Here is a 23,886-nt window from a genome sequence, read left to right on the forward strand (position 1 = left end):
CATCCAGGGACAGCTTGTCCCCCGACGAGCCCGCCTCTTTTGCGCGCGGCGCGCGGGGAGCAGCATGATCGACATGACCTCGACTCCCCGCATCGCCCTGATCACCGGCGGCAACCGCGGCATCGGCCGCTCGGCCGCGCTGCACCTCGCGGACGCCGGCAGCGGCGTCGTCATCACCTACAACTCGCATGCCGACGAGGCCGAGCAGGTCGTCGCCGAGCTGCGTGAGCGTGGGGTGGCGGCCGCCGCGCTGCAGCTGCACCAGGGCGACGTCGCCGCGTTCCCGGCGTTCGCGCAGCAGCTCGACGCGACGCTGCGCGAGACCTTCGGCCGCGACGACTTCGACCACCTCGTCCTCAACGGCGGCTTCTCGCGCGGCGGCAACATCGCGACGATCACGACCGAGGACTTCGACGACCTCGTCGACGTCCACCTCAAGGGCCCGCTGTTCCTCACCAAGGAGCTGGCGCCCCGGATCGCCGACGGCGGCGCGATCGTCACGCTGTCGAGCGGCCTCGCCCGCTTCACGTTCCCGGAGCGCATGATGTACGGGTCGGTCAAGGGCGCGGTCGAGGTGCTGACCCGCTACCTCGCCGCCGAGCTCGGCCCGCGCGGCATCCGCGTCAACTGCGTCGCACCTGGCGCCGTCGCCACCGACTTCTCCGGCGGCATGGTCCGCGACACGCCCGCCGCGCAGGAGTCGCTGGCGGCGGCCGCCGCGCTCGGCCGCCACGCGGTCGCCGACGACATCGGCCCCGTCATCGCCTCGCTGCTCTCCGACGCCAACCACTGGGTCACCGGCCAGCGCATCGAGGCCTCCGGCGGCGTCCACCTCTAGGGGATGGTCAGAGCCCGCGCTGGCGCTTGTAGCGCTCGGCGGCGGCGTTCATGTAGGCGTCGGTCTCGGTCGCCGCGCCCTCGAGGAGGCCTGCGTCCCGGAGCAGCGTCACGACCGGGACGTACTCCTCCTCGTACCAGCGGCGTGCCAGCTCGCGGCGGTCGATCAGCTCGCCGTGCTCCTGCGACCAGCGCCAGCCCCAGCCCTCGACGCCCTCGGCCAGCGCGGCGAAGGCCCACGGGTCGCTGGGCCGGACACGGCCACGCGCGGAGGCGGGCAGCGGGACGCGCTCCAGGAACACGCGCTCGTGGCTCTTCAGCGGCAGGTCGCCGCGCAGCAGGTCGCGGCCGGCGCCGACCTTCGTGACGACCTCGGTCACGCGCGCCTCGATGTCGTCGTGGCCGAGCGCCCTCGCGACGCTGACGCGGTGGTGGCCGTCCTTGACGAAGTAGGCCTCGCCGACCTTGTAGAGGTCGACCGGCGGCATCGCCTTCCCGCGCCGCATCGCCTCGGCGATGCCCTCCCAGCGCCGGCGCACCGCGGGCGTCGTCGGCCGGAAGCGCCGGTCGAACCCCTGCAGGCGGTCGACGGTCCCGACGATCGCGTCCAGCGGGACGACCTGCAACCCGGCGTCGCGCTCCTGCACCCGCCCGAGCGCGGCGACGACCTCGTCGAAGGGCAGGATGTGGTCGACGTCGCTCGGATCGCGCCGCAGCCAGCGCACCAATCGCGCCAGCGCCACCCGCCGTCGCGCACGCAGGAAGTCGTCCTGCGCGTCGGCTCCCGCCAGTCCGGTGCTCCGTGGAGGCACGCCCGCAAGGTACTCCTGGTCGGAACTTGCGCTCCACCGTGGCGAGAACGTGTGCCGGAACGGACAACACGCCCGACGAACTGGTGCCCCGGAGTCGGAAAGCGCGTTGACTGCGTACGCCAAACGGGCCTAGGGTTGCGCTCGCCGGTGAAGTGACATGCGACGCACCTGCGTCGCGGGGCCAATTGAGGAGGGCCACATGGAGGGGACACCGACAGCAGCGCCGGAAGGCGCGCGCGTCGACGCGACCGCGTCGTCCGAAGCTGACATCCACCTGGAGGGCGTCACCAAGCGCTTCGGCGATGCCGTGGCCGTCGACGACCTGACGTTGTCGATCGAGCGCGGCGCGTTCTACGCCTTGCTCGGCCCGTCGGGCTGTGGCAAGACCACCACCTTGCGCATGATCGGCGGGTTCGAGGACCCGACCGCGGGCGTCGTCTACCTCGGCGGCCAGGCGGTGCAGGACCTGCCGCCCTACAAGCGCGACGTCAACACCGTGTTCCAGTCCTACGCGCTGTTCCCGCACCTCACGGTCGAGAAGAACGTGGCCTTCGGCCTGGAGCGCAAGAAGGTCTCGAAGTCCGAGACGACCACGCGCGTCGGCGAGGCGCTGGAGATGGTCCAGCTCGGCCAGCTGGCCAAGCGCAAGCCCGGCCAGCTCTCCGGCGGCCAGGCCCAGCGCGTCGCGCTGGCCCGCGCGCTCGTCAACCGCCCGCGCGCGCTGCTGCTCGACGAGCCGCTCGGCGCGCTCGACCTGCGCCTGCGCAAGCAGCTCCAGATCGAGCTCAAGCGGATCCAGCGCGACGTCGGGATCACCTTCGTGCACGTGACCCACGATCAGGAGGAGGCCATGTCGATGGCCGACACGATCGCGGTCATGAACAGGGGCAAGATCGAGCAGGCCGGCACGGCCGAGGACCTCTACGAGCGCCCGGTGACCGCGTTCGTCGCCAACTTCCTCGGCGTCTCCAACCTCGTCGACGGCAAGGTGCTGGAGCGCGGGACCGAGATCGCCCGCGTCGAGACGCCCGACGGCACCGTGTCCGTCCCGTGCTCGCGGATGTCCGAGACGCCCGGCGAGCAGGTCCGGATCGGCGTCCGTCCTGAGAAGATCGAGCTGGTCCCGGCCAGCGCCGGCGTGCCCGCGGGCCGCAACGCGCTGCGCGGCACGATCAGCGTCGCCTCGTTCCTGGGCACGCAGATCCAGTACCTCGTGACCGCCCCCGGCGGCGAGGAGCTGACGGTGATCTCGCCCAACCGCGACGGCGCGCACCCGAGCCTCGGCGCCGGCCAGGAGGTCCTCCTGACCTGGGATCCGCAGCACACGTTCGTCGTGGCGCGCGATGCCTGAGCGCCCCGACGTCGAGCGGGCGCTGGAGCGCCTGCTCTTCGACAAGCGGAACGACGGCATGAACCGGCGGCGCTTCATCGGCCGCGGCGGCGCGATGGCGCTGGGCATGACCGCGCTGGGCAGCGCGCTCGCCGGCTGCTCGATCGAGGGCGAGGCCGCCCACCAGGTCAACGTCAAGAAGAACGTCACGGTCAACCACCCCAAGGCGCCGATCGACGGCATGCGCTGGGCGAACTGGCCGTTGTACATCGACAAGCACTCGTTGAAGACCTTCGACAGGAGGTACGACACGAAGGTCGACTACGTCGAGGAGATCAACGACAACTTCGAGTTCTTCGGCAAGGTCCGCCAGCAGCTGGCCCAGGGCCAGAACATCGGCCGCGACATCGTCACGCTGACCGACTACATGGCGGCCCGCTGGGTGCGCGACGGCTACGTCGAGCCGATCGACAAGCGCAACGTCCCCAACATCAAGAACCTGGTCTCGAACCTCAAGACCATCAACTACGACCCGAACCGCGACTACACGATGCCGTGGCAGTCGGGCGGCACGGGCATCGGCTACAACCCCAAGAAGACCGGCCGTAGGCTGGAGAGCGTCAACGACCTCTTCGACCCGGCCTTCAAGGGCCGCGTGACGTTCCTGCAGGAGCCCTACGACGCGGCCTGCCTGGTCGCGCTGGGCATGGGCATCGACGCGTCGAAGGCCACGATCGACGAGATCCTGAAGGCCATCGACAAGATCGGCGCGGCCAAGAACGCCGGCCAGATCCGGCGCTTCACCGGCAACGACTACACGACCGACCTCGCCAAGGGCAACGTCTGGGTCGCGATGGCCTACTCGGGCGACCTCGTCCAGCTGAAGGCCGACAACCCCGACCTGGAGTTCATCTTCCCCAAGGAGGGCGCCATGTTGTTCACCGACAACATGATGATGCCCAAGCACCTCTCGCACCCCTACGGCGCGGAGCTGTTGATGAACTACTACTACGAGCCGGAGGTCGCGGCCAAGGTGGCGGACTACGTCAACTACATCAGCCCGGTGGAGGGCGCCAAGGAGGCGCTGCTCAAGTTCGACCCCGAGGTGGCCAACAACCCGCTGATCTTCCCGCCCGACGACGTCAGGAAGCGGCTGTACCCCTACCCGAACCTGTCGCCCGCCGACGAGCGCACGATGCAGAACGCCATGGCGAACGTGACGGGGGCCTGATCCGATGCTGCGACTGAGCCTCAAGACCCGCCGCACGCTGCTGCCCTACCTGTTCCTCGGGCCGGGCCTGCTGTGGCTGATCGTCTTCTACCTCGTCCCCCTGATCAACCAGGGCGGCGTGTCGCTGATGACCGGCAACCCGGAGGACGGGTACACGCTGACGTGGCACTTCGCCACCTACACCAACGCGATCTCGGACTACTCGACGCAGTTCGGGCGCTCGGTGCTGTTCTCGGGGATCGCGACGATCGCCTGCCTGGTCATCGGCTTCCCGCTCGCGTACTTCATCGCCTACAAGGCGGGCAAGTACAAGAACTTCATGTTGCTGCTGACGGTCCTGCCGTTCTTCACGTCCTACGTGCTGCGGACGGTCTCCTGGCAGCTGATCCTCAACGACAACGGCTGGGTCGTCCACCGCTTCCAGGACGTCGGGCTGCTGGGCAGCAACGGCCACCTGCTGGCGACCAACCTCGCCGTGATCGCAGGCATCACCTACAACTTCCTGCCGTTCATGGTGCTGCCGCTCTACGTGACGCTGGAACGGCTCGACCGCCGGTTCATCGAGGCGGCGACCGACCTGTACGCCTCGCGCGCCACCGCGTTCCGGAAGGTGACCGTGCCGCTCGCGCTGCCGGGCATCTTCGCCGGCTCGCTGCTGACGTTCATCCCGGCGTGCGGTGACTTCATCAACGCCGCGCTGCTCGGGACGCCCAAGCAGTACATGATCGGCAACGTCATCCAGGCCAAGTTCCTCAACATCCTGGACTACCCGACGGCGGCCGCGCTGTCGTTCATCCTGATGACGGCGATCCTGGTCGGGATCCTGATCTACGCCCGCCTGCTCGGGACCAAGTCGCTCACGGAGGCTGCTGCCTAAATGCTCTCTTCCCGCGACAAGGTCCGCGACTGGCTGCTCGGGATCTGGAGCGCGCTCGCGCTGCTCTACCTGTTCATCCCGATCTTCATCGTCGTCCTCTACTCGTTCAACGACAACAAGGGCCGCTTCAACTTCACCTGGCAGGGCTTCACGCTCAAGCACTGGGCGCACCCGTTCTCCAACAGCGACCTGACCACGGCGCTGCAGCACTCGCTGATCGTCGCGGCCTTCACGGTCGTGATCGCCACGGCGCTGGGCACGTTCATGGCCTTGGCCTTGGTGCGCTACGGCTTCCGCGGCAAGGCGACGACCGAGCTGTTCGTGTTCCTGCCGCTGGCCACGCCCGAGGTCGTCCTCGGCGCCGCGCTGCTGGGCCTGTTCCTGACGTTGCACGTCGGGACCGGCATGGTCACGATCATCATCGCCCACGTGATGTTCACGGTGTCCTACGTGGTGGTCACGGTGAGAGCGCGACTAGAGGGCATGGACCGCCACATCGAGGAAGCGGCGATGGACCTCGGGGCGACCGAGTGGACGACGTTCCGCAAGGTCACGCTGCCGATGATCGCCCCGGGCGTCGCGGCCGCGGCGCTGCTGGCGGCGGCGATCTCGATCGACGACTACGTCGTGACGAGCTTCAACGCCGGCCAGACGCAGACGTTCCCGCTGTTCATCTTCGGCGCGACCCGCCAGGGCGTGCCGGCCGAGGTCAACGTGCTGGCGACGATCCTGCTGCTGGCGGTCCTGGTCCTGATGGGGCTCAACGTGCTGGTCCAGAAGGCGCGCGCCCGCGACGAGGGCGGCGGGCCCGAGGCCGGGCGCGAGCAGGTCGAGGAGCTCGCGTTCGACTTGGCCGAAGCGGGTGCACGCGGGTAGTAGGCTCGCGCGCATGGAGACCGCTGCCGCGCCTGCCGGGAAGACCCTCAAGGCCGGAGCCATCTCCTACATCTCGGGCGTCGTCATCGCCGTCGCGTCGACGGCGCCCGGGTACTCGCTCGCGGCGACGCTGGGCTTCATCGTCGCGATCGCCGGCATCGGGGTCCAGGCGCCCGCGGTCATCCTGGTGGCCTTCATCCCGATGGCGTGCATCGCGGCGGCCTACAACTACATGAACCGCGCCGACCCCGACTGCGGCACCACGTTCTCGTGGGTGACGCTGTCGCTCGGGCCGCGGATCGGCTGGTTCTCCGGCTGGGCGGTGCTGGTCGCCGACATCCTGGTGATGCCGTCGCTGTCGCAGATCGCCGGGATCTACTCGTGCTCGCTGGTCGGCGTCGACCACCCGTCGACGCTGACGGTCACGATCATCGGCGTCATCTGGATCATCCTGATGACGGCCATCTGCTACATCGGGATCGAGCTCAGCGCGCGCACCCAGCAGCTGCTGCTGGGCATGGAGATCGTGACGCTCGCGCTGTTCGCCGCCGTCGCGCTGGTCAAGGTCTACACGCAGTCGCCGGCGCACTCGATCAAGCCCCAGTTCTCGTGGTTCAACCCGTTCGCGATCTCGTCGCTGAGCGCGCTGAGCGGCGGCGTGCTGCTGGCGATCTTCATCTACTGGGGCTGGGACTCGGCGGTCTCGGTCAACGAGGAGACCGAGGACGGCGCGACGTCGTCGGGCAAGGCGGCGGTCGTCTCGACGTTCATCCTGCTCGGGATCTACGTGACGGTCGCGGCCGGCGCGCAGGCCTTCGGCGGGACGCAGTCGCTGATCGCCAACCAGACCGACGTGTTCGCGCCGATCTCCAAGGCCGTGCTCGGCTCGCCGCTGGACAAGCTGCTGATCATCGCGGTGCTGACGTCGGCCTCGGCCTCGACGCAGACGACGATCCTGCCCGCGACGCGCACGTCGCTGTCGATGGCGCGCAAGGGCGCGCTCGGCCCGAGGTTCGCCCAGATCCACGACCGCTACCTGACGCCGTCGTTCTCCACGATCTGGATGGGCGTGGTCTCGATCGCGGTGTTCGTGTTCCTGAGCGCGACGAGCGAGAACCTGATCGCCGATGCGTTCACGTCGTTGTCGATGACGATCGCGTTCTACTACGGGATCACCGGCGTGGCCTGCGCGTGGTTCTACCGCAGGTACCTGACCGCGTCGGTCAAGAACTTCATCTACCTCGCGTTCCTGCCGCTGCTGGGCGCGGTGATCCTCGCGGCGGTGTTCCTCAAGGCGACGGTCGAGTACGCGGCCAAGGACGGCGGCTACGCCAAGCCGTTCCTCGGGATCGGCTCACCGGTGGCGATCACCATCGCGATGATCTTGATCGGCCTGGTCTGGTTCATCTACCGCTACACGCAGGACCGTGCGTTCTTCGCGCTCAAGCCGCGGCCGGTCGACCCGCAGGTCGCGGCGACGATCACCCACCGCGTCCCGAAGAAGGAGAAGGCGGCATGACGCTCGTGGTCGGCTACGACGGGTCGGCCGGCGCGCACGCCGCGCTGGCCGAGGCGCTCGCGCTCGCCGGGCGGCTGAGCGAGGGCGTGCACGTCGTGTTCTCGTTCGAGTCGCCGCGGCTGGGCGGCGAGCTGCACGACCTCGACGCCGAGATCCAGGAGCGGGGCGACTTCGTCGTCGGCGAGGCGCTGCGCACGGCCGAGGCCGCGGGCGTCACGGTCTCCAGCGACGTGCGCAAGCAGGACCCGGCCGAGGGGCTGATCGCCGCCGCCGACGAGGTCGAGGCGTCGATGATCGTCGTCGGCTCCTACGGCGAGCGCCCGCTGAGGTCGGTCCTGGTCGGCTCGACCCCGACGCGGCTGCTGCACCTCAGCGAGCGGCCGGTCCTGGTCGTGCGCGCCTCGCGTCACTAGGCTCCGCTCGCACTATGCGAGCAGTGGTGATCACCAAGCACGGCGACCTGTCGGTCCTGCAGGTGCAGGAGCGTCCCGATCCGGCCGCGCCGGGGCCAGGACGGGTGACGGTGGCGGTGAAGGCCGCGGGCGTGAACTTCGCCGACACGATGGCGCGCGTCGGGCTCTACGAGGACGCGCCGAAGCCGCCGATGGTCGTCGGCTACGAGGTCGCGGGGACGATCACGGCGGTCGGCTCGGGCGTCGACGCCGCGCGCGTCGGCGAGCGCGTGATGGCCGGGACGCGCTTCGGCGGCTACGCGGAGATCGTCGACGTCGCGGCGGCCGACGCGATCCCGCTGCCGGAGTCGCTGAGCTTCGAGCAGGGCGCGGCGATCCCCGTCAACTACGCGACCGCGTGGGCCGCGCTGCACGGCTACGGCTCGCTGCAGGCCGGCGAGCGGGTGCTCGTCAACGCCGCGGCCGGCGGCGTCGGGATCGCGGCGCTGCAGCTGGCCAAGCGCGCGGGCGCCGAGGTCCACGGGACCGCATCGCTGGGCAAGCACGGACGGCTGGCCGAGCTGGGCTGCGACCGCGCGATCGACTACCGCCGCGACAACTGGTGGCGCGGGCTCGGTCCCTACGACGTGATCCTCGACGCGATCGGGGGCAAGTCCTTCAACATCTCCTACGACCTGCTGCGCCCCGGCGGGCGGCTGGTCGCCTACGGCGCGTCGTCGGTCACGAGGGGGGAGACGAGGTCGATCCGGACCGCCGCGCCCCAGGCGCTGCGCATGCTGCGCGGGTTCAACCTCATGAAGCAGATGAGCGACAGCAAGGCCGTGATCGGGCTCAACATGTTGCGGTTGTGGGACGACCGCGGGTCGCTGGAGCCGTGGATCGCGCCGCTGTCCGACGCGCTGGCCGACGGCACGATCGTGCCGGTCGTCCACGAGGCGGTGCCGTTCGCCGAGGCGGGCCGCGCCCACGGGATCATCGCCGCCCGCGAGAACGTCGGCAAGGTCGTCTTGGTGCCGTAGCCGAAGGCTGCTAGGCTCGGGCGCGAATCGCATGTCGTTCCGCTTGCTCGACCTTCGACTTCTTCTCCTCCCCCGCTAGGGGGATTAGCTGTGCGTGGCGGCCGCCCGAAGCCGCGAACCAGTCTGAAGAAGCGAACCCGAGCCACCTGAGAACGGAGAAGCAACGACATGTCCTTGATCCCTGAAGACCCGAACCGCGTCCTGCTGTTCGACACGACGCTGCGCGACGGCGAGCAGTCGCCCGGCATCTCGCTCAACACCGCCGAGAAGCTCGAGATCGCCCAGCAGCTCGCCCGGCTCGGAGTCGACATCATCGAGGCCGGCTTCCCGATCGCCTCGCCCGGCGACTTCGACGCGGTCCGGACGATCGCGCAGGAGGTCCAGGGCCCGGTCATCTGCGGGCTTGCTCGGGCCAACGCCTCCGACATCGATCGAGCGTGGGAGGCGATCCGCGAAAGCGAGCGACCTCGGATCCACACGTTCCTCTCGACGTCCGACATCCACATCGAGCACCAGCTGCAGTCCACGCGCGAGGACGTCAAGGGCCTGGCCCGGGCGTCGGTCGCGCAGGCGCGCGGGCTCTGCGAGGACGTCGAGTACTCGCCGATGGACGCGACGCGGTCCGACATCGAGTTCACCGCCGAGGTGCTCCAGATCGCGCTCGACGAGGGCGCGACGACGATCAACATCCCGGACACCGTCGGCTACGCGACGCCCGACGAGTTCGCGGGCTTCCTGACCAAGTTGTATGAGCTGGTACCGGACCTGCGCAGGGCGGTCCTGTCGGTCCACTGCCACGACGACCTCGGGCTGGCCGTCGCCAACTCGCTGGCCGGCCTGGGCGCGGGCGCGCGGCAGCTCGAGTGCGCGGTCAACGGCATCGGCGAGCGCGCGGGCAACGCGTCGCTGGAGGAGCTGATCATGCTCCTGCACACGCGCAGGGATCGCCTCGGCTACACGACCGGCGCGGTGACGACCGAGATCGCGCGCACGTCGCGGCTGGTCTCGCGGCTCACGGGCTACGCGGTGCAGCCCAACAAGGCGATCGTCGGGCGCAACGCGTTCGCGCACGAGTCCGGCATCCACCAGGACGGCGTCCTGAAGGCGCGCGAGACCTACGAGATCATGGACGCCAGGTCGGTCGGCCTGGACGCCAACTCGCTCGTGCTCGGCAAGCACTCCGGGCGCGCGGCGCTGAAGAACGCGCTGGAGGAGCTCGGCTACCCGATCGACGGCGCCCAGCTCAAGCAGGCCTTCGAGCGCTTCAAGGAGGTCGCCGACCGCAAGAAGCAGGTCACGGCGATGGACCTCGAGGCGCTCGTCACCGACGAGCTGCGCAGCGAGGCGCGCGGCGGCTACGCGCTGGAGTGGTTCGAGGTCGAGGCCTCCAACCGGCGCCCGCCGTTCGCGAGGGTCGCGGTGCGCACGCCCGACGACGAGGTCGTCGAGGGCTCGTTCAACGGCGACGGGCCGGTCGACGCGATCTTCCGTGCGATCAACAGCGCGACGAAGATCGACGCGCGGCTCCGGGAGTTCCGGATCGACGCGGTGACCGGCGGGCAGGACGCTTTGGGTGAGGTGTCGGTCGTCGTGGAGCTCGGGTCGCCCGAGGACGCGGTCAAGCACGACACGCCGGGTGTTCTCACGGGCGCGCGCGTGACCGGCGCGGGCCAGGCGGTGACGACCGACGTCATCGAGGCGTCGGCGATCGCCTACGTGCGCGCGCTCGGCAACGCGGTCAGCAAGGCGCAGGCCGCGGTCGGCGACGCCGAGCAGCTCGCGACCCAGACGCCGTAGATGCAGGACCTGCTCAGCGACGCGGCGGTCGGTGCGACCGCCGCGGAGCTGGTCCGGGTGCCGTCGCTGACGGGCGACGAGCGGGCGGCGCTGGAGCGCTGCGCGGAGCTGGCGCGCGGGTTGGGTTTGCGCGCGGAGCTGGTGGCACACGACCTCGCGGCGTTGCGCGCGCATCCGGACTACCCGGGCGAGGAGGCGGAGGGGCGGACCGAGTTGTACGGGTTGGTCGTGACGCCGCGCGAAGCGCCCAGCGCCGGCGGCCCGCGGCTGGCGTTGTGCGGGCACATCGACGTCGTCGGCGTGGGCACGGTGCCCTGGCAGCACGGCGGGCCGTGGTCGGGCGCCGTTGTCGATGGCTTCGTCCACGGGCGCGGCAGCGCCGACATGAAGGGCGGCGTCGCCGCGGCGCTGCACGCGCTCGCGGCCGCGGGGCCGAGCGACGCGGTGCTGCACGTCGTCGCCTCCGAGGAGGACGGCGGCCTCGGCGCCTTCGCGATGCTCCAGCGCGACGCGGCGTTCGACGGCTGCGTGATCCCGGAGCCGACCGGCTTCGACGTCGTCTGCGCCCAGGCGGGCACGGTCACCTTCACCGGCACGGTGCACGGCGTGGCGGCGCACGCGGCCGAGCGGCTGCACGGCGTCTCGGCGATCGACCGCTACGTGAAGGTCCACGCCGCGCTGGCGGCGGTCGAGCGCGCCTACAACACCGACGTCGCCCATCCGCTGATGGCCGTGCTGCCGCTGCCCTACCCGCTGGTCGTGGGCAAGATCGCGGGCGGCGAGTGGTCGTCGTCGGTCCCGGACCGCGTGGTCTTCGAGGGCCGCGCGCCGGTCCGCGTCGGCGAGTCGCTGGACACCGCGCGGGCGGCGATCGAGGACGCGGTGGCGGCGGTTGCCGCGAAGGACGGATGGCCGATCGACATCGCCTGGACCGGCGGCGTCTTCGAGTCCGCGACCACTCCGGAACGCGGTGCGCTCGCGCAGTGCGTGCTGTCGTCGGTGACCGCGCAGCTCGGCCGGCCGGCGCGCGCGGCCGGCGTTCCGTGGGGCGCCGACATGCGCCTCTACGCGGCGGCGGGCGTCCCGACGGTGATGCTCGGGCCGCGCGGGATCGACGTCGCCCACGCGGTCGACGAGCGCGTCGCCCTAGCCGATCTGGGGGTCTGCGCGCGGATCCTGGCGGACGTGATCGCGGGGTTCCCGCGGTTCGCCGCGGATCCTGCCTATGCGGCATGAAGCGACCTGGACGACCGGCCAGGGCGGCCGGTTGTGAACGCCGCGTGACCGAGTACTTTTGCAGTCGGTAGGCAGCATCTCGGCTTGGGGGAACCATGCAGGACCTAGGGGGCAAGCGCGGGCGCGCGGCGCGGGTGCCGCTCGTCGCGCTGGTGGCGCTGATCGCGCTGCTCATCGCCGCGACGACCGCCGCCGCGGATCCGAGCGCCGTCGTCGGGCAGTGGCGCTTCGACGAGGCCGGTGGCCAGACCGCGATCGACGACGGCCCCTACGGGCTGGACGGCCGCCTGGGCGCGTCCACGGCCGCGGACCCGCAGGACCCGGCGCGGATCGCCGGCGAGTCGGGCGGCGCGCTGCGCTTCGCCGACGACTCGTTCGTGCGCCTGCCGACCGCCGACCAGCTCGCGCCGGCGACGCTGACCGTCGAGGCGGTCGTGCGCGCCGACCAGAGCCCCGGCGAGTACCGCTACATCATCTCCCGCGGCGCGCAGAACTGCGAGGCCTCGTCCTACGGGCTCTACACCGGCAGGGCGGGCGGGATCGCGTTCTACGTGTACAACGGCTCGAACTACCGCGTGACGCCGACGGCGATGCCGTCCGACGTCTGGAACGGCCAGTGGCACCACGTCGCCGGCGTCTTCGACGGCTCGACGGTCCGGCTCTACGTCGACGGCCGGCCGGTCGGCGCTCCGCAGCCGGCGGCGGTGACCATCGCCTATGGGTTGACCACGCCCGACACCTACTTCGGCACCTACCAGGGCACGTGCGCGCTGCCGCTGACCGGCGACCTCGACCTGCTCCGGATCTGGCGCGGCCCGCTGGCGGCGGACTTCGTCGGCCAGCTGTCGGACGCCGCGCTGGCGCCGCCGGTCACGCCGCCGACCGACGGCGGCAGCACGAACCAGCCGGTCCCGACGGCGACGCAGGCCGAGAGCCAGGGCGACGCGCCCGCGTCACGCCCGGTGCTGACCCCGGCGGTGGATGGCCAGTCGTTGACGTCGATCACGAACGCCAGGCCCGGCGTCACGCAGACCGCGCCGCGGCCCAACGCGCCCGTGCGTGCGTGCGTGATCTCACCGGCGCGCAAGACGCTGAAGCTGGGGCGCGCGACGTCGCTGACCGTCAAGGTCCGGCTGCGCGGCAGGCCGCTGAAGAGTGTGAAGGTCGTCGCGCGCTACGTGAGCAGCAAGAAGAAGCTCGCGTCGGCGAAGACCGCGCGGGACGGCAGGGCCAAGTTGAAGTTCAAGCCCAGGTCCAGGGGCAAGGTGTCGGTCGCCGTCTGGGGCCGTGGCGACTGCGCTGCGGCCGCGATCACCGTCGTCAAGAGGTGAGCCGGCGCCCCTGCGCGTAGCCGGCGGCGAGCACGCTGCCGATGCGCGCGGGGTCCATGAAGCGGCCGCCGATGGCGGTGGACGCCCGGGCGTCCGGAGCGACATGGAGGACTTGGGCGCCGCGGCGGCGCAGCTGCTGCAGCTCCAGCTCGGTCGCGAGCCGGAACGCCTTGGCCCACGGCTGGGTCAGCGCGGCGGTGGGGTGGAGGAAGAGGACGGCCGACTCGCGTCCGGCCGGGGCGGCGTCGAGGTTCGACACCGACCACGCGCCGCCGTCGACGTACTCGCGGTCGCCGATCGTGACGGCCTTGAAGTAGAACGGGATTGCGCACGAGGCGGCAACCGCCTCGGGCACCTGGGCGTGTGGCGATCCGGGCGCGCCGAAGACCACGCGCTTGCCCGACCCGCGATCGACCGCGCAGACCCGTAGGCGTCCATCGAACCGCGGCGCCCACTTGGCGATGCGCCCCTCCAGCTGATCCAGGCGCAACCCGCGATCTCCCGCCCGCCGCAGGATCGCCCCGCGCGCGACCGCACCGACCGGCGCGGAGACGGCCAGCGCGGCGCTCGCCACCGGAGCGCCGAAGGCGAACCCGACCTTCGCGGCTCCCGTCGCGACACCCCGCACCCCTCGACGCGCGATCTCCGGCTCAGCCTCAGCCAGCTCACTCGGCAAGCGATCCTCCGGCCGCCGCGGCCTGCGCCCCGACACCAACCGCGCCGCAACGATCGACCCGGCGCTCGTGCCGACATACGACTCCACCTCGGTGAAGTCCGCGCCACCCCCATCCTCGATCCCGCCGAGAACCCCATTCATCCAAGCCTCACCAACAACCCCACCACCGGCGAGCACGAGAACATCGGGCCGAAGCAACGCTGAGGCCATACCGCCAGCCTAGCCGCGCCACGCCCCCGAGTTCCTCGCTCCTCGGTACACACGACTGCGATCGGTTTGGGCGCTGCGGGCGTTGGCGTCCGCGGCCGTCGTTGCGGGCCCTTCCGGCGTGGTGGTAACCGGTCTTGAATCGTTGCCGGCTCCGCCACCGCCAACCGTCTGGCCGCCGACGCCTCAGCCCCGCGTCCGCCGCCAAACCTACCCAGCAGACGTTTGTACGTGATAACGTACGCCCCTCGCCATGGCCGTCGCCGACCAGCAGCTCGACCAGCAGATCCAGATCGGCCCGCGGGTGCGGGCGCTGCGTGAGGCGATGGATCTCAGCCTGCGTGATCTGGCCGAGCGGTCCGGCGTCTCGGCGCCGATGCTGTCGCAGGTCGAGCGAGGCGAGACGAGCCCGACGCTGGCCGTCGCCGCCCGGATCGCCAACGGGCTGGACCTGCGCCTGTCGCAGCTCCTGCGTCTGGACGAGGCCGACAGCGTCTCGATCGTCCGCCGTGCCGAGCGCCGTCGCGGCGGCGGGGCGGCGGGGCACGTCTTCGAGATCCTGACGCCGCCGATGCCCGGCCAGCGCGCCGAGCTGTCGCGCCACGAGCTGGCGCCCGGCTCGGCCACGGGCGGCGAAGGCGACCCGCCGATGCACGAGCCCGGCTCGCGCGAGATCGCCGTCGTCGAGCGCGGGACGGTCGTCCTGCACATCGACGGCGCCGAGCATGAACTACAAGAAGGCGACACGGTCGCCTTCGACGCCGATCTGGCACACCGCTTCGAGAACCCCGGTCCCGGCGACGCCTGCCTGCTCGCGGTCGTGAGCGCGGGCCTGCGCCGCAGCTAACACCAAGGACAACAACATCATGCCCGAGTCCCTGTTCGACAAGATCTGGGCGGCCCACGAGGTCGCCGACAACCTGATCTACATCGACCTCCACCTGGTCCACGAGGTCACGAGCCCGCAGGCCTTCGACGGCCTGCGCATGGCCGGCCGCCCGGTCCGCCGCCCGGATCGCACGCTGGCGACCGCCGACCACAACACGCCCACCGACGGCACGCCGGTCGCGCGCCTGATCAAGGACGAGCTGAGCCGCAAGCAGGTCGAGGCGCTCGAATCCAACTGCGCCGAGTTCGGCGTCCCGATCTACAGCCTCGGCTCCGACAAGCAGGGCATCGTCCACGTCATCGGGCCGGAGCTCGGCGTCACGCAGCCGGGCATGACGATCGTCTGCGGCGACTCGCACACCGCCACGCACGGCGCCTTCGGGGCGCTCGCGTTCGGCATCGGCACGAGCGAGGTCGAGCACGTCCTGGCGACCCAGACGCTGGTCCAGAAGAAGGCCAGGTCGATGCGGATCCTCTACACGGGCGAGCTCGGCAAGGGCGTCACGCCCAAGGACATGATCTTGGCCACGATCGGCCAGATGGGCGTCAACGGCGCGACCGGCCACGTGGTCGAGTTCGCCGGCGGGCCGATCGAGAGCATCTCGATGGAGGGCCGCATGACGATCTGCAACATGACGATCGAGGGCGGCGGCCGCGCGGGCATGATCGCGCCCGACGAGACCACGTTCGCCTACCTGCGCGAGCACGGCGTCGCGATCGACCCGGCGTGGGCGCAGCTGAAGACCGAGGACGGCGCGACGTTCGACCGCGAGATGGTCGTCGACGCCGCCGCGCTGAGCCCGCAGGTCACGTGGGGCACGACGCCGGAGATGGTCGTCGGCGTCGCCGACGCGGTGCCCACGCCCGAGGACGCGGGCGACGAGCGCGCGCTCGAGTACATGGCCTTGGAGCCCGGCACGCCGATGACCGACATCAAGCTCGACCGCGTGTTCATCGGCTCGTGCACGAACAGCCGGATCGGCGACCTGCGCGCCGCCGCGTCGATGCTCGACGGCCACAAGGTCGCCGCGGGCGTCACCGCGATGGTCGTCCCGGGCTCGCAGCAGGTCAAGGCGCAGGCCGAGGCCGAGGGCCTGCACGAGGTCTTCAAGTCCGCCGGCTTCGACTGGCGCGAGGCCGGCTGCTCGATGTGCCTGGGCATGAACCCGGACGTCGCGGCGCCGGGCGAGCGGGTCGCCTCGACCTCGAACCGCAACTTCGAGGGGCGCCAGGGCCGCGGCGCCCGCAGCCACCTCGTCAGCCCCGAGATGGCCGCCGCCGCGGCGATCGCCGGCCACTTCGTCGACATCCGCGACTGGAACTAGGAGTCAGAGCAATGGACGCCATCGAGACGATCACCGGTCCGACGACCGTGCTGATGCGCGATGACATCGACACCGATCAGATCATCCCCGCGCGCTACATGAAGCGGATCGAGCGCACGGGCTTCGGCGAGTTCTGCTTCCACGAGTGGCGGGCGAAGGGGGTCGACATCCCGCCGAACCCGATCCTCGTCACCGGCGTGAACTTCGGCTGCGGCTCCTCGCGCGAGCACGCGCCGTGGGCCCTGAAGGACTACGGGTTCCAGGCGATCGTCGCGGTCAACTTCGCCGACATCTTCCGCAACAACTGCACCAAGAACGGCGTGCTGCCCGTCGAGCTCAGCCGCGAGGAGGTCGACGCGATCGCCGCCGCCGGCCACGCTCAGGTCGACCTCGCCGCCCAGGAGGTCCGCTGGGACGGCGGCTCGGCGACCTTCGACATCGACCCCGAGATCAAGCACCGCCTCCTCAACGGCCTCGACGACATCAGCCTGACGCTGCAGCAGGTCGACCTCATCGACACCTACGAAGCCGACCGCCAGCGGTCGGGCCCGGACACGAAGGCGCTCGCCTCGGCCTAGCCGCACCGCAAGTTCTGCTCCTCCTGCTCGTTGCAGCTCCTGCACCACCGCAACGCAAACCAGCAGGAGGAGAGAAGCCTTGTCCCGACGTCTTCTGGCGACCGCTGCCACGGTTGCCGCGATGGCGATCGCGCCGTCCGCAGCGTCCGCGTGGGCGCCCGCATCGACCGCTCCCGTCCATCCCGGTGTCCAGACGTTCACCGCTGGCGCGCAGTGCACGGCGAACTTCGTGTTCACCAACGGATCCGACACCTACCTCGGCCAGGCCGCGCACTGCTCCGGCACGGGCAGCTCGACCGACACCAACGGCTGCACGTCGGCATCGCTGCCCATCGGCACCGACGTCGACGTCACCGGCGCCAGGGTCGAGGGCAAGTTGGCCTACAACTCGTGGCTGTCGATGCAGTCGTCGGGCACGACCGACGGCGAGACGTGCCAGTACAACGACCTCGCGCTGATCAAGCTCGACCCGTCCGACGTGGCCAACACGAACCCGTCGATCCCGAAGTGGGGCGGACCGACCGGCGTCGGCACCGCCGCGGCGCTCGACGACGTGTACTCCTACGGGAACTCCGAGCTGCGCCAGGGCATCACGCAGCTCAGCCCCAAGCGCGGCAAGGTCGTGCAGGTCAGCGCTGGCGGCTGGTCCTACAGCCTCTACACGCTGACCCCCGGCATCCCCGGCGACTCGGGCTCCGCGTTCCTCAACGGCGACGGCCGGGCGCTCGGCATCCTCAGCACGGTGGCGATCGCGCCGCTGCCGCTGTCCAACGGCGTCGGCGACATCGGCAGGGAGATCGCGTACGCCCGCGCCCACGGGTTCCCGGACCTCACGCTCGTCAACGGCACCGAGGCGTTCAGGGGCGGGCTTCCCTTCTAGGCCGCAGCACCGCACCGCAGGTCATCTGACGGGGCGCCGCGTATATCGTGGCGCCCCGCATGGCCACTCGCATCGTCACCCTCCCCGCCGACGGCATCGGGCCCGAGATCCTCGCGCCCGCCGTCGACATCCTGAAGCGCTTCGTCGCCGACGTCGAGATCGAGGAGCACGTCTTCGGCGGCGCCTCCATCGACGCGCACGGCACGGCCCTCACCGACGAGACGCTCGCCGCCGCGAAGTCCGCGGACGCCGTCCTCCTCGCCGCCGTCGGCGGCCCCAAGTGGGACACCACGGACCCCAACAGGCCACGCCCCGAGCAGGGCCTGCTCGGCCTGCGCAAGGGCCTGCAGCTCTACTCGAACCTGCGCCCGGTCCGCCCGCTGCCCGCGCTCTACGACGCGAGCCCGCTGCGCCGCGAGATCATCGAGGGCACCGACCTGCTGGTCGTCCGCGAGCTCACCGGCGGCATCTACTTCGGCGAGAAGACCCGCACGCAGGACTCCGCGAGCGACCTCAACATCTACTCGCGCGAGGAGATCGAGCGGATCGCCCGCTCCGCCTTCCAGGCCGCGCGCACGAAGGTCACGAGCGTCGACAAGGCCAACGTCCTGGAGGTCTCCCGCCTCTGGCGCGAGGTCGTCATCGACGTCCACCAGCGCGAGTTCAGCCACATCCCGCTCGAGCACGTCCTGGTCGACAACGCGGCGATGCAGCTCGTCAGCAACCCCACGTCCTTCGACGTCATCGTCACCGACAACATGTTCGGCGACATCCTCTCCGACGAGGCCGCGATGCTCACCGGCTCGATCGGGATGCTCCCGTCTGCGTCGGTCGGCAACCCCGACGGCCCCGGCCTGTTCGAGCCCGTCCACGGCTCGGCGCCGGACATCGCCGGCCAGGGGATCGCCAACCCGCTTGCGATGTTCCTGTCGACCGCGATGCTGCTCCGGCACGGCCTGAACTTGGATTCCGAGGCCAGCACCCTAGAATCGGCCGTGGACCAGGCGCTCGACAACGGGCTCCGGACCCGGGACCTCGGTGGGACGGCGAGCACCGCAGAGGCCACGCAGGCCGTGCTCGCCGCGCTGTAAGGAGAAGCTGAGCTGTGCAGACCGCGGACCTCATCTGGATGAACGGCGACTTCGTCGCCTGGGAGGACGCCAAGGTCCACGTGCTCACGCACGGACTCCACTACGGCACGGGCGTCTTCGAGGGCGTGCGCTGCTACGACACCGAGTCGCACGGCCCGGCGGTCTTCCGTCACCAGGAGCACGTCAACCGCCTGTTCCAGTCGGCGTCCATGTACTACATGGACATCCCGTTCACCGCCGAGCAGCTGCGCGACTCCACGCTGGAGCTGATCGGCCGCAACCGCCTGCGCTCCTGCTACATCCGCCCGCTGGTCTACCGCGGCTACGGGACGATGGGCCTGTTCCCGCTGGAGGCGCCGGTCGACGTGTCGATCGCCGTCTGGGAGTGGGGCAGCTACCTCGGCGACGAGGGCAAGGCCAACGGCATCCGCGCGCGCGTCTCGTCGTGGCGCCGGATCTCGCCGGACTCGCTGATCCCCCAGGCCAAGGCGACCGGCCAGTACCTCAACTCGATCCTGGCGAAGGTCGAGGCGCACAAGTCCGGCTACGAGGAGGCGATCCTCCTCGACGACCACGGCTACGTGTGCGAGGGCACAGGCGAGAACCTCTTCATCGTCCGCGACGGCAAGATCTACACGCCGCCGCTGAGCAGCTCGCTGCTCGACGGGATCAACCGCAGGTCGGTGATCCAGATCGCTCAGGATCTCGGCTTCGAGGTCATCGAGCGCCAGCTCGCGCGCGCCGAGCTGTACCTGGCCGACGAGCTGTACTGCACCGGCACCGCCGCCGAGCTGACGCCGATCCGCGAGGTCGACGACCACACGATCGGCACCGGCCGCCCGGGCGAGGTCACGCGCGCGGTGCAGACCGCGTTCGAGGACGCGCTGCACGGCCGCTCCGACCGCTACGCGCACTGGCTGGACCCGGTTCCCGCGCACCACTTCTCCGAGGTCGCTGCTTCCTGATGCTGGGGGCGGGTCGGCGAATTCGCTAGCGGCACGCCACGTGCCCCGGGGTTCCCGGGGGCGCGCCGTGCCGCGTTCAGCGCGTTCCCGACCTGCTAGACCACCATCAAGGACATCAGCATGACCCCGAAGAAGATCGAGACCTACGACGCCACCCTGCGCGACGGCATGCAGGGCGAGGGCATGTCCCTCACTGCCGCCGAGAAGGTGCGCGTCGTCCGCAAGCTGGACGAGCTCGGCGTCGACCTCATCGAGGCCGGCTTCCCCGGCTCCAACCCCAAGGACCTGGAGCTGTTCGAGCTGCTCGCGGGCGAGCAGCTGACGCACTCCCAGATCGCCGCGTTCGGGATGACGCGCCGGCGCGACGTCGCCGCCGAGGACGACCCGGCGCTGCAGATCCTGGCGGAGTGCTTCGCGCCGGTCTGCACGATCGTCGGCAAGACGTGGCGGCTGCACCTGGAGAAGGTGGTGCGCGTCACGCCCGAGGAGAACCTGGAGCTGATCCGGGACTCCGTCGCGTTCCTGGTCGGTGCGGGCAAGCGCGTGATCTACGACGCCGAGCACTTCTTCGACTCGTTCCGTGAGGACCCCGAGTACAGCGTCGCCTGCCTGCGCGCCGCGGCGGTCGCGGGCGCCGAGCGCGTCGTGCTGTGCGACACCAACGGGTCGTCGCTGCCGCACCAGATCGGCGCGGCGACGCGCGCGGTGCGCGAGCAGCTGGGCTCCGAGATCCTGGTGGGCATCCACTGCCACAACGACATGGAGGTCGCGGTCGCCAACTCGCTGGCCGCCGTGGCCGAGGGCGCGACGCAGGTCCAGGGCACGATGAACGGCATCGGCGAGCGGACCGGCAACGCCAACCTGGTGACGTTGATCGCCAACCTCCAGGTGCCGTTGGGCTATGACTTGATCGGGGCCGAGCGGCTGACGAGGCTGACCGAGATCGCGCACTTCGTCGACGAGCTGCTCAACCAGAACCCGGACCCGGCCGCGGCGTGGGTCGGGCGCAGCGCGTTCGCGCACAAGGGCGGGCTGCACGTGGCGGGCGTCCGGGCGGACGCGTCGACCTTCGAGCACAACGCGCCGGAGCTCGTGGGCAACGAGCGCGAGTTGTTGGTGTCCGAGCTCGCGGGCAAGCACACCATCTTGGAAAAGGCGTCCGCCGCGGGGATCGCGATGGACGACGCGGCCGCGGCACGGGTCGTCGAGCGCGTCAAGGATCTCGAGCACCAGGGCTATCAGTACGAGGCGGCCGACGGGTCGTTCGAGCTGCTGCTGCGCCAGGAGGCCGGCGACTACGAGCCGCTGTTCCGGCTGGAGTCCTGGCGGGTGATCGTCGAGCAGCGCGCCGACGGGAAGGTCGAGACCGAGGCGACCGTGAAGGTCTGGCTCGACGGCGAGCGCTACGTGCAGACCGCGGAGGGCAACGGCCCGGTCAACGCGCTGGACGCCGCGCTGCGCGCCGCGATCGTGCAGGTCCACCCGCACCTGGCGTCGGTCGAGTTGGTGAACTTCAAGGTCCGGATCCTGGACGAGGCGCACGGGACCGACGCGGTCACGCGGGTGTTCATCGATGCTTCGGATGGGTCGGCGGTCTGGGGTTCGACGGGCGTGCACGAGAACGTGATCGCGGCGTCGTGGCAGGCGTTGGTCGACTCGCTCGCGTTCGCGGAGCAGGGCGCCGCGCGGCGGCGCAGGAGCGGGGCGGAGGCGCCGTCGTGAGCGCCGACTCGCGCGAGGAGCTCGACGTGATCCCGATCGCCAAGCCGGTGATCGGGCCCGAGGAGGAGGCCGCGGTCCTCGAGGTGCTGCGGTCCGGGTTCCTGTCTTTGGGACCGCGGGTGCCGGAGTTCGAGCGCCTGTTCGCCGAGCACATCGGCGCGACGTGCGCTTCGGCCGTGTCGTCCGGGACGACCGCGCTGCATCTGGCGATGCGCGCGGTCGGGGTGACCGACGGGACCGAGGTGATCACCTCGCCGTTCACGTTCGTGGCGAGCGCGAACGCGGCCGTCTACGAGCGCGCCAAGCCGGTGTTCGCCGACATCGACCCGGTGACGTTGAACCTGGATCCGGAGGCGGCGCGGGCGGCGATCACCGACCGCACCGCCGCGATCGAGCCGGTGCACATCTTCGGCTACCCGGCCGACCTGCCGGCGTTCGAGGCGATGGGGTTGCCGATCGTCGAGGACGCCGCCGAGGGCCTCGGCGCGCAGCACTACGACGGCCCGATGGTCGGCGCGCGTGGGAATCCGGCGATCTTCGGGTTCTACCCCAACAAGCAGCTCGCGACCGGCGAGGGCGGGATGCTCACGATGGGCGATCCCGACATGAAGGTCATGGTCGACTCCGAGCGCAACCAGGGCCGGGCGCCCAACATGGACTGGCTCGACCATGATCGCTTGGGCTTCAACTACCGCCTGAGCGACATCGCCTGCGCGGTCGGCATTGCGCAGATGGGCCGGCTGGACGCCATGCTCGCCGCCCGGGCGCAGGTGGCCGCGTGGTACTACGAAGCGCTCGCGGATCTTGAGCAGGAGCGCGGGTTGCAGCTGCCCTGCCGCGACGGCGCGCGCCACGAGGGCGACAAGCGCGGCTGGTTCGTCTTCACGATCCAGGTGCCCCGCGACGGGCCAACCCGCGACGACGTCATCAACGCACTGCGGTCGCAGGGAGTCTCGGCCAAGCCCTACCTGCCCGCCGTCCACCTGATGTCCTACTACCAGGACACCTTCGGCTACCGCGAAGGCCAGTTCCCCATCACCGAAGACATCGCCTCCCGCTCGCTGGCGCTGCCCTTCTTCCCGCAGATGACCCAGTCCCAGGTAGAGCGCGTAGCAACGACGCTCACCACCATCCTGACCTGATCGGCACACACGGCCCCGAGCGCCCGCGCCACCGCGGGCGCTCGCGTCCGCGGCCGTTCCCACGGTCCCGCCACCAATCTCCAACCCGCGGCACTCCCACCGTCGACGTTTCAGGCCGTCCTCCGCCGCAGCAGCGCGTCTCTCGCGACACACGGCGACCAAGCCCCGGGCACCGCGAACTTCCCGTCCGCGGTTGTCGCACCTGGCCCCGCGGACGCCGTGGCAACCGATCTCACTTGCCACGACACTCCCACCGTCGGTGTTCTCGCCGTCACCCACTGCGGCAGCGCGTTTCTCGCTCCACGCGGTCCCGTCGCTCCGGAGCTCCCGGCGTCGGTGTCCGCGACCGTCGTCGCGGCTTCGCCAGCGCCCCGGCAACCGATGTCTCTCGTCGCGGTGCCGTCGCCGTCTCCGTCACCACCGCGCGTTCCGCTCCGCGCGATCGCGCGCGGCGGAAGCGCGCGGACGGTGGACACCAACCTCAACGGTGCATTTGGGCTCCCTGCGAACCCAAATGCACCGTTGACCCGCGCGCCTCGCGGACATCCTGGCCTGACGGCGCTCGCGGAGCGTGGGAGCATGCCGCGGCATGTCGGCCGGCAGCAGAGCGCAGAGCGAGCAGGAGGCTCGGCGCCGCGCTCGGTGGACCGGTGCGGTCGGCTTCGCCGGGATGCTGGGGCTGCCGATCCTGCTGTGGCACAACGTCGTCGCCGGCATCGCCGCCGAGTTCCACCCGGATCCGCGGTACCTGATCGCCGGCTGGGCGCCGTGGTCGCTGATGGCCGGTGGCCTCGTCTGCCTGCTCGTCGCCGCGGTCGTCGACCATCGCGAGCGCGACCATCGCTTCTACGGCACCGGCTCCCGCGCCTGGGTCGGCTGGGGCCTGTCGCTCTACATCCTCGGCTTCGCGCTGGCGACCCAGGTCGCCCAGATCGCGCAGTCGCTCGGTCGCACCTAGGAGGCCAGCCGGAGCCGTTCGCCGCGGTGTGGCGGCCGCCCCGCGGCGCAGGGGGTCACCCGGCCGCTTGCGAAGGCCACCAGCATTTGCGGCGCGGCCGGGCGACCCCCTGCATCCACGGGTGCGGGCGCCACACCACGCCGTCGGCCTCCGGCTGACCTCCATAGACTCCGGCG

22 protein-coding genes are annotated in these 23,886 nt (G+C 70.7%); 20 read left to right on the plus strand and 2 right to left on the minus strand.

Annotation, left to right across the window (positions count from 1 at the left end):
* Positions 1-64 precede the first annotated feature (64 nt).
* A complete protein-coding gene (locus tag H030_RS0118875) occupies positions 65-838 on the plus strand; it encodes an SDR family oxidoreductase (protein ID WP_027007256.1) in 774 nt (257 codons plus the stop codon).
* Between the two features lie 7 nt (positions 839-845).
* On the opposite strand, the gene H030_RS33455 is transcribed toward H030_RS0118875, so the two are convergent.
* The gene (locus H030_RS33455; protein WP_051223112.1) at positions 846-1,649 is read right to left on the minus strand and encodes a ParB N-terminal domain-containing protein; all 804 of its coding nucleotides are present in this window, start codon (positions 1,647-1,649) and stop codon (positions 846-848) included.
* A gap of 199 nt (positions 1,650-1,848) precedes the next feature.
* Between H030_RS33455 and H030_RS0118885 the strand changes: the two genes are divergently transcribed.
* The 10 genes from H030_RS0118885 to H030_RS0118930 all read left to right on the plus strand — a co-directional run bounded on the left by H030_RS0118885 (position 1,849) and on the right by H030_RS0118930 (position 13,278).
* Entirely contained in the window at positions 1,849-3,000 is a 1,152-nt protein-coding gene (locus tag H030_RS0118885; RefSeq protein WP_051223114.1) for an ABC transporter ATP-binding protein, read from the plus strand.
* Positions 2,993-4,210, plus strand: coding sequence for an ABC transporter substrate-binding protein (locus tag H030_RS0118890; RefSeq protein ID WP_027007258.1), 1,218 nt, complete (start codon positions 2,993-2,995; stop codon positions 4,208-4,210). The genes H030_RS0118885 and H030_RS0118890 overlap by 8 nt, the downstream gene beginning before the upstream one ends.
* 4 nt (positions 4,211-4,214) lie before the next feature.
* Complete coding sequence (locus tag H030_RS33460) at positions 4,215-5,087, plus strand: ABC transporter permease (protein ID WP_035127968.1); 873 nt, start codon at positions 4,215-4,217, stop codon at positions 5,085-5,087.
* Complete coding sequence (locus H030_RS33465) at positions 5,088-5,963, plus strand: ABC transporter permease (RefSeq protein ID WP_081690935.1); 876 nt, start codon at positions 5,088-5,090, stop codon at positions 5,961-5,963.
* 13 nt (positions 5,964-5,976) lie between these two features.
* Entirely contained in the window at positions 5,977-7,482 is a 1,506-nt protein-coding gene (locus H030_RS33470; protein WP_035127970.1) for an APC family permease, read from the plus strand.
* The gene (locus H030_RS0118910) at positions 7,479-7,895 is read left to right on the plus strand and encodes a universal stress protein (RefSeq protein ID WP_027007259.1); all 417 of its coding nucleotides are present in this window, start codon (positions 7,479-7,481) and stop codon (positions 7,893-7,895) included. The genes H030_RS33470 and H030_RS0118910 overlap by 4 nt, the downstream gene beginning before the upstream one ends.
* Before the next feature lie 14 nt (positions 7,896-7,909).
* Complete coding sequence (locus tag H030_RS0118915; protein WP_027007260.1) at positions 7,910-8,914, plus strand: zinc-binding dehydrogenase; 1,005 nt, start codon at positions 7,910-7,912, stop codon at positions 8,912-8,914.
* A 168-nt stretch (positions 8,915-9,082) separates the two neighbouring features.
* Positions 9,083-10,711: a 2-isopropylmalate synthase gene (locus H030_RS0118920; protein WP_027007261.1), complete on the plus strand. Its 1,629-nt coding sequence runs from the start codon at positions 9,083-9,085 to the stop codon at positions 10,709-10,711.
* Complete coding sequence (locus H030_RS33475) at positions 10,712-11,947, plus strand: M20/M25/M40 family metallo-hydrolase (RefSeq protein ID WP_051223116.1); 1,236 nt, start codon at positions 10,712-10,714, stop codon at positions 11,945-11,947.
* A 95-nt stretch (positions 11,948-12,042) separates the two neighbouring features.
* Complete coding sequence (locus H030_RS0118930) at positions 12,043-13,278, plus strand: LamG domain-containing protein (protein WP_027007262.1); 1,236 nt, start codon at positions 12,043-12,045, stop codon at positions 13,276-13,278.
* Here the strand turns inward: H030_RS0118930 and H030_RS33480 are convergent.
* Entirely contained in the window at positions 13,268-14,164 is an 897-nt protein-coding gene (locus H030_RS33480) for a patatin-like phospholipase family protein (RefSeq protein ID WP_081690936.1), read from the minus strand. The genes H030_RS0118930 and H030_RS33480 overlap by 11 nt on opposite strands.
* A gap of 250 nt (positions 14,165-14,414) precedes the next feature.
* Here H030_RS33480 and H030_RS40495 point away from each other — a divergent pair, with 250 nt between their 5' ends.
* The 9 genes from H030_RS40495 (at position 14,415) to H030_RS0118980 (ending at position 23,710) form a co-directional block, all read left to right on the plus strand.
* Complete coding sequence (locus H030_RS40495) at positions 14,415-15,008, plus strand: helix-turn-helix domain-containing protein (protein ID WP_051223119.1); 594 nt, start codon at positions 14,415-14,417, stop codon at positions 15,006-15,008.
* Positions 15,009-15,027: 19 nt separating this feature from the next.
* On the plus strand, positions 15,028-16,374 hold the full coding sequence (leuC, locus tag H030_RS0118945) for a 3-isopropylmalate dehydratase large subunit (protein ID WP_027007263.1): 1,347 nt from the start codon (positions 15,028-15,030) through the stop codon (positions 16,372-16,374).
* Positions 16,375-16,385: 11 nt separating this feature from the next.
* The gene (gene leuD / locus H030_RS0118950) at positions 16,386-16,952 is read left to right on the plus strand and encodes a 3-isopropylmalate dehydratase small subunit (protein WP_027007264.1); all 567 of its coding nucleotides are present in this window, start codon (positions 16,386-16,388) and stop codon (positions 16,950-16,952) included.
* Positions 16,953-17,031: 79 nt separating this feature from the next.
* Entirely contained in the window at positions 17,032-17,832 is an 801-nt protein-coding gene (locus tag H030_RS33490) for a trypsin-like peptidase domain-containing protein (RefSeq protein WP_035127972.1), read from the plus strand.
* Positions 17,833-17,891: 59 nt separating this feature from the next.
* Positions 17,892-18,923 (plus strand): 3-isopropylmalate dehydrogenase, encoded by a 1,032-nt coding sequence (gene leuB / locus H030_RS0118960; RefSeq protein ID WP_027007265.1) that lies wholly within the window; start codon positions 17,892-17,894, stop codon positions 18,921-18,923.
* A 14-nt stretch (positions 18,924-18,937) separates the two neighbouring features.
* A complete protein-coding gene (locus tag H030_RS0118965) occupies positions 18,938-19,888 on the plus strand; it encodes a branched-chain amino acid transaminase (protein WP_027007266.1) in 951 nt (316 codons plus the stop codon).
* A 120-nt stretch (positions 19,889-20,008) separates the two neighbouring features.
* Positions 20,009-21,610 carry a citramalate synthase gene (cimA, locus tag H030_RS33495; protein ID WP_035127974.1) on the plus strand — a complete coding sequence of 534 codons (1,602 nt, stop codon included), beginning with the start codon at positions 20,009-20,011 and terminating at the stop codon, positions 21,608-21,610.
* Positions 21,607-22,752, plus strand: a complete 1,146-nt coding sequence (locus H030_RS0118975; protein ID WP_027007267.1) for a DegT/DnrJ/EryC1/StrS family aminotransferase — start codon at positions 21,607-21,609, stop codon at positions 22,750-22,752. The genes cimA and H030_RS0118975 overlap by 4 nt, the downstream gene beginning before the upstream one ends.
* A gap of 589 nt (positions 22,753-23,341) precedes the next feature.
* Positions 23,342-23,710 carry a hypothetical protein gene (locus H030_RS0118980; protein WP_027007268.1) on the plus strand — a complete coding sequence of 123 codons (369 nt, stop codon included), beginning with the start codon at positions 23,342-23,344 and terminating at the stop codon, positions 23,708-23,710.
* The last annotated feature ends 176 nt before the right edge of the window (positions 23,711-23,886 follow it).

Source organism: Conexibacter woesei Iso977N (assembly GCF_000424625.1).
GTDB classification, from domain to species: Bacteria; Actinomycetota; Thermoleophilia; order Solirubrobacterales; family Solirubrobacteraceae; genus Baekduia; species Baekduia woesei_A.

Coding starts and splice junctions, on each gene's coding strand:
- H030_RS0118875 (WP_027007256.1), top strand. CDS start 65: ATGATCGACATGACCTCGACTCCCCGCATCGCCCTGATCACCGGCGGC.
- H030_RS0118885 (WP_051223114.1), top strand. CDS start 1,849: ATGGAGGGGACACCGACAGCAGCGCCGGAAGGCGCGCGCGTCGACGCG.
- H030_RS0118890 (WP_027007258.1), top strand. CDS start 2,993: ATGCCTGAGCGCCCCGACGTCGAGCGGGCGCTGGAGCGCCTGCTCTTC.
- H030_RS33460 (WP_035127968.1), top strand. CDS start 4,215: ATGCTGCGACTGAGCCTCAAGACCCGCCGCACGCTGCTGCCCTACCTG.
- H030_RS33465 (WP_081690935.1), top strand. CDS start 5,088: ATGCTCTCTTCCCGCGACAAGGTCCGCGACTGGCTGCTCGGGATCTGG.
- H030_RS33470 (WP_035127970.1), top strand. CDS start 5,977: ATGGAGACCGCTGCCGCGCCTGCCGGGAAGACCCTCAAGGCCGGAGCC.
- H030_RS0118910 (WP_027007259.1), top strand. CDS start 7,479: ATGACGCTCGTGGTCGGCTACGACGGGTCGGCCGGCGCGCACGCCGCG.
- H030_RS0118915 (WP_027007260.1), top strand. CDS start 7,910: ATGCGAGCAGTGGTGATCACCAAGCACGGCGACCTGTCGGTCCTGCAG.
- H030_RS0118920 (WP_027007261.1), top strand. CDS start 9,083: ATGTCCTTGATCCCTGAAGACCCGAACCGCGTCCTGCTGTTCGACACG.
- H030_RS33475 (WP_051223116.1), top strand. CDS start 10,712: ATGCAGGACCTGCTCAGCGACGCGGCGGTCGGTGCGACCGCCGCGGAG.
- H030_RS0118930 (WP_027007262.1), top strand. CDS start 12,043: ATGCAGGACCTAGGGGGCAAGCGCGGGCGCGCGGCGCGGGTGCCGCTC.
- H030_RS33480 (WP_081690936.1), bottom strand. CDS start 14,164: ATGGCCTCAGCGTTGCTTCGGCCCGATGTTCTCGTGCTCGCCGGTGGT.
- H030_RS40495 (WP_051223119.1), top strand. CDS start 14,415: ATGGCCGTCGCCGACCAGCAGCTCGACCAGCAGATCCAGATCGGCCCG.
- leuC (WP_027007263.1), top strand. CDS start 15,028: ATGCCCGAGTCCCTGTTCGACAAGATCTGGGCGGCCCACGAGGTCGCC.
- leuD (WP_027007264.1), top strand. CDS start 16,386: ATGGACGCCATCGAGACGATCACCGGTCCGACGACCGTGCTGATGCGC.
- leuB (WP_027007265.1), top strand. CDS start 17,892: ATGGCCACTCGCATCGTCACCCTCCCCGCCGACGGCATCGGGCCCGAG.
- cimA (WP_035127974.1), top strand. CDS start 20,009: ATGACCCCGAAGAAGATCGAGACCTACGACGCCACCCTGCGCGACGGC.
- H030_RS0118980 (WP_027007268.1), top strand. CDS start 23,342: ATGTCGGCCGGCAGCAGAGCGCAGAGCGAGCAGGAGGCTCGGCGCCGC.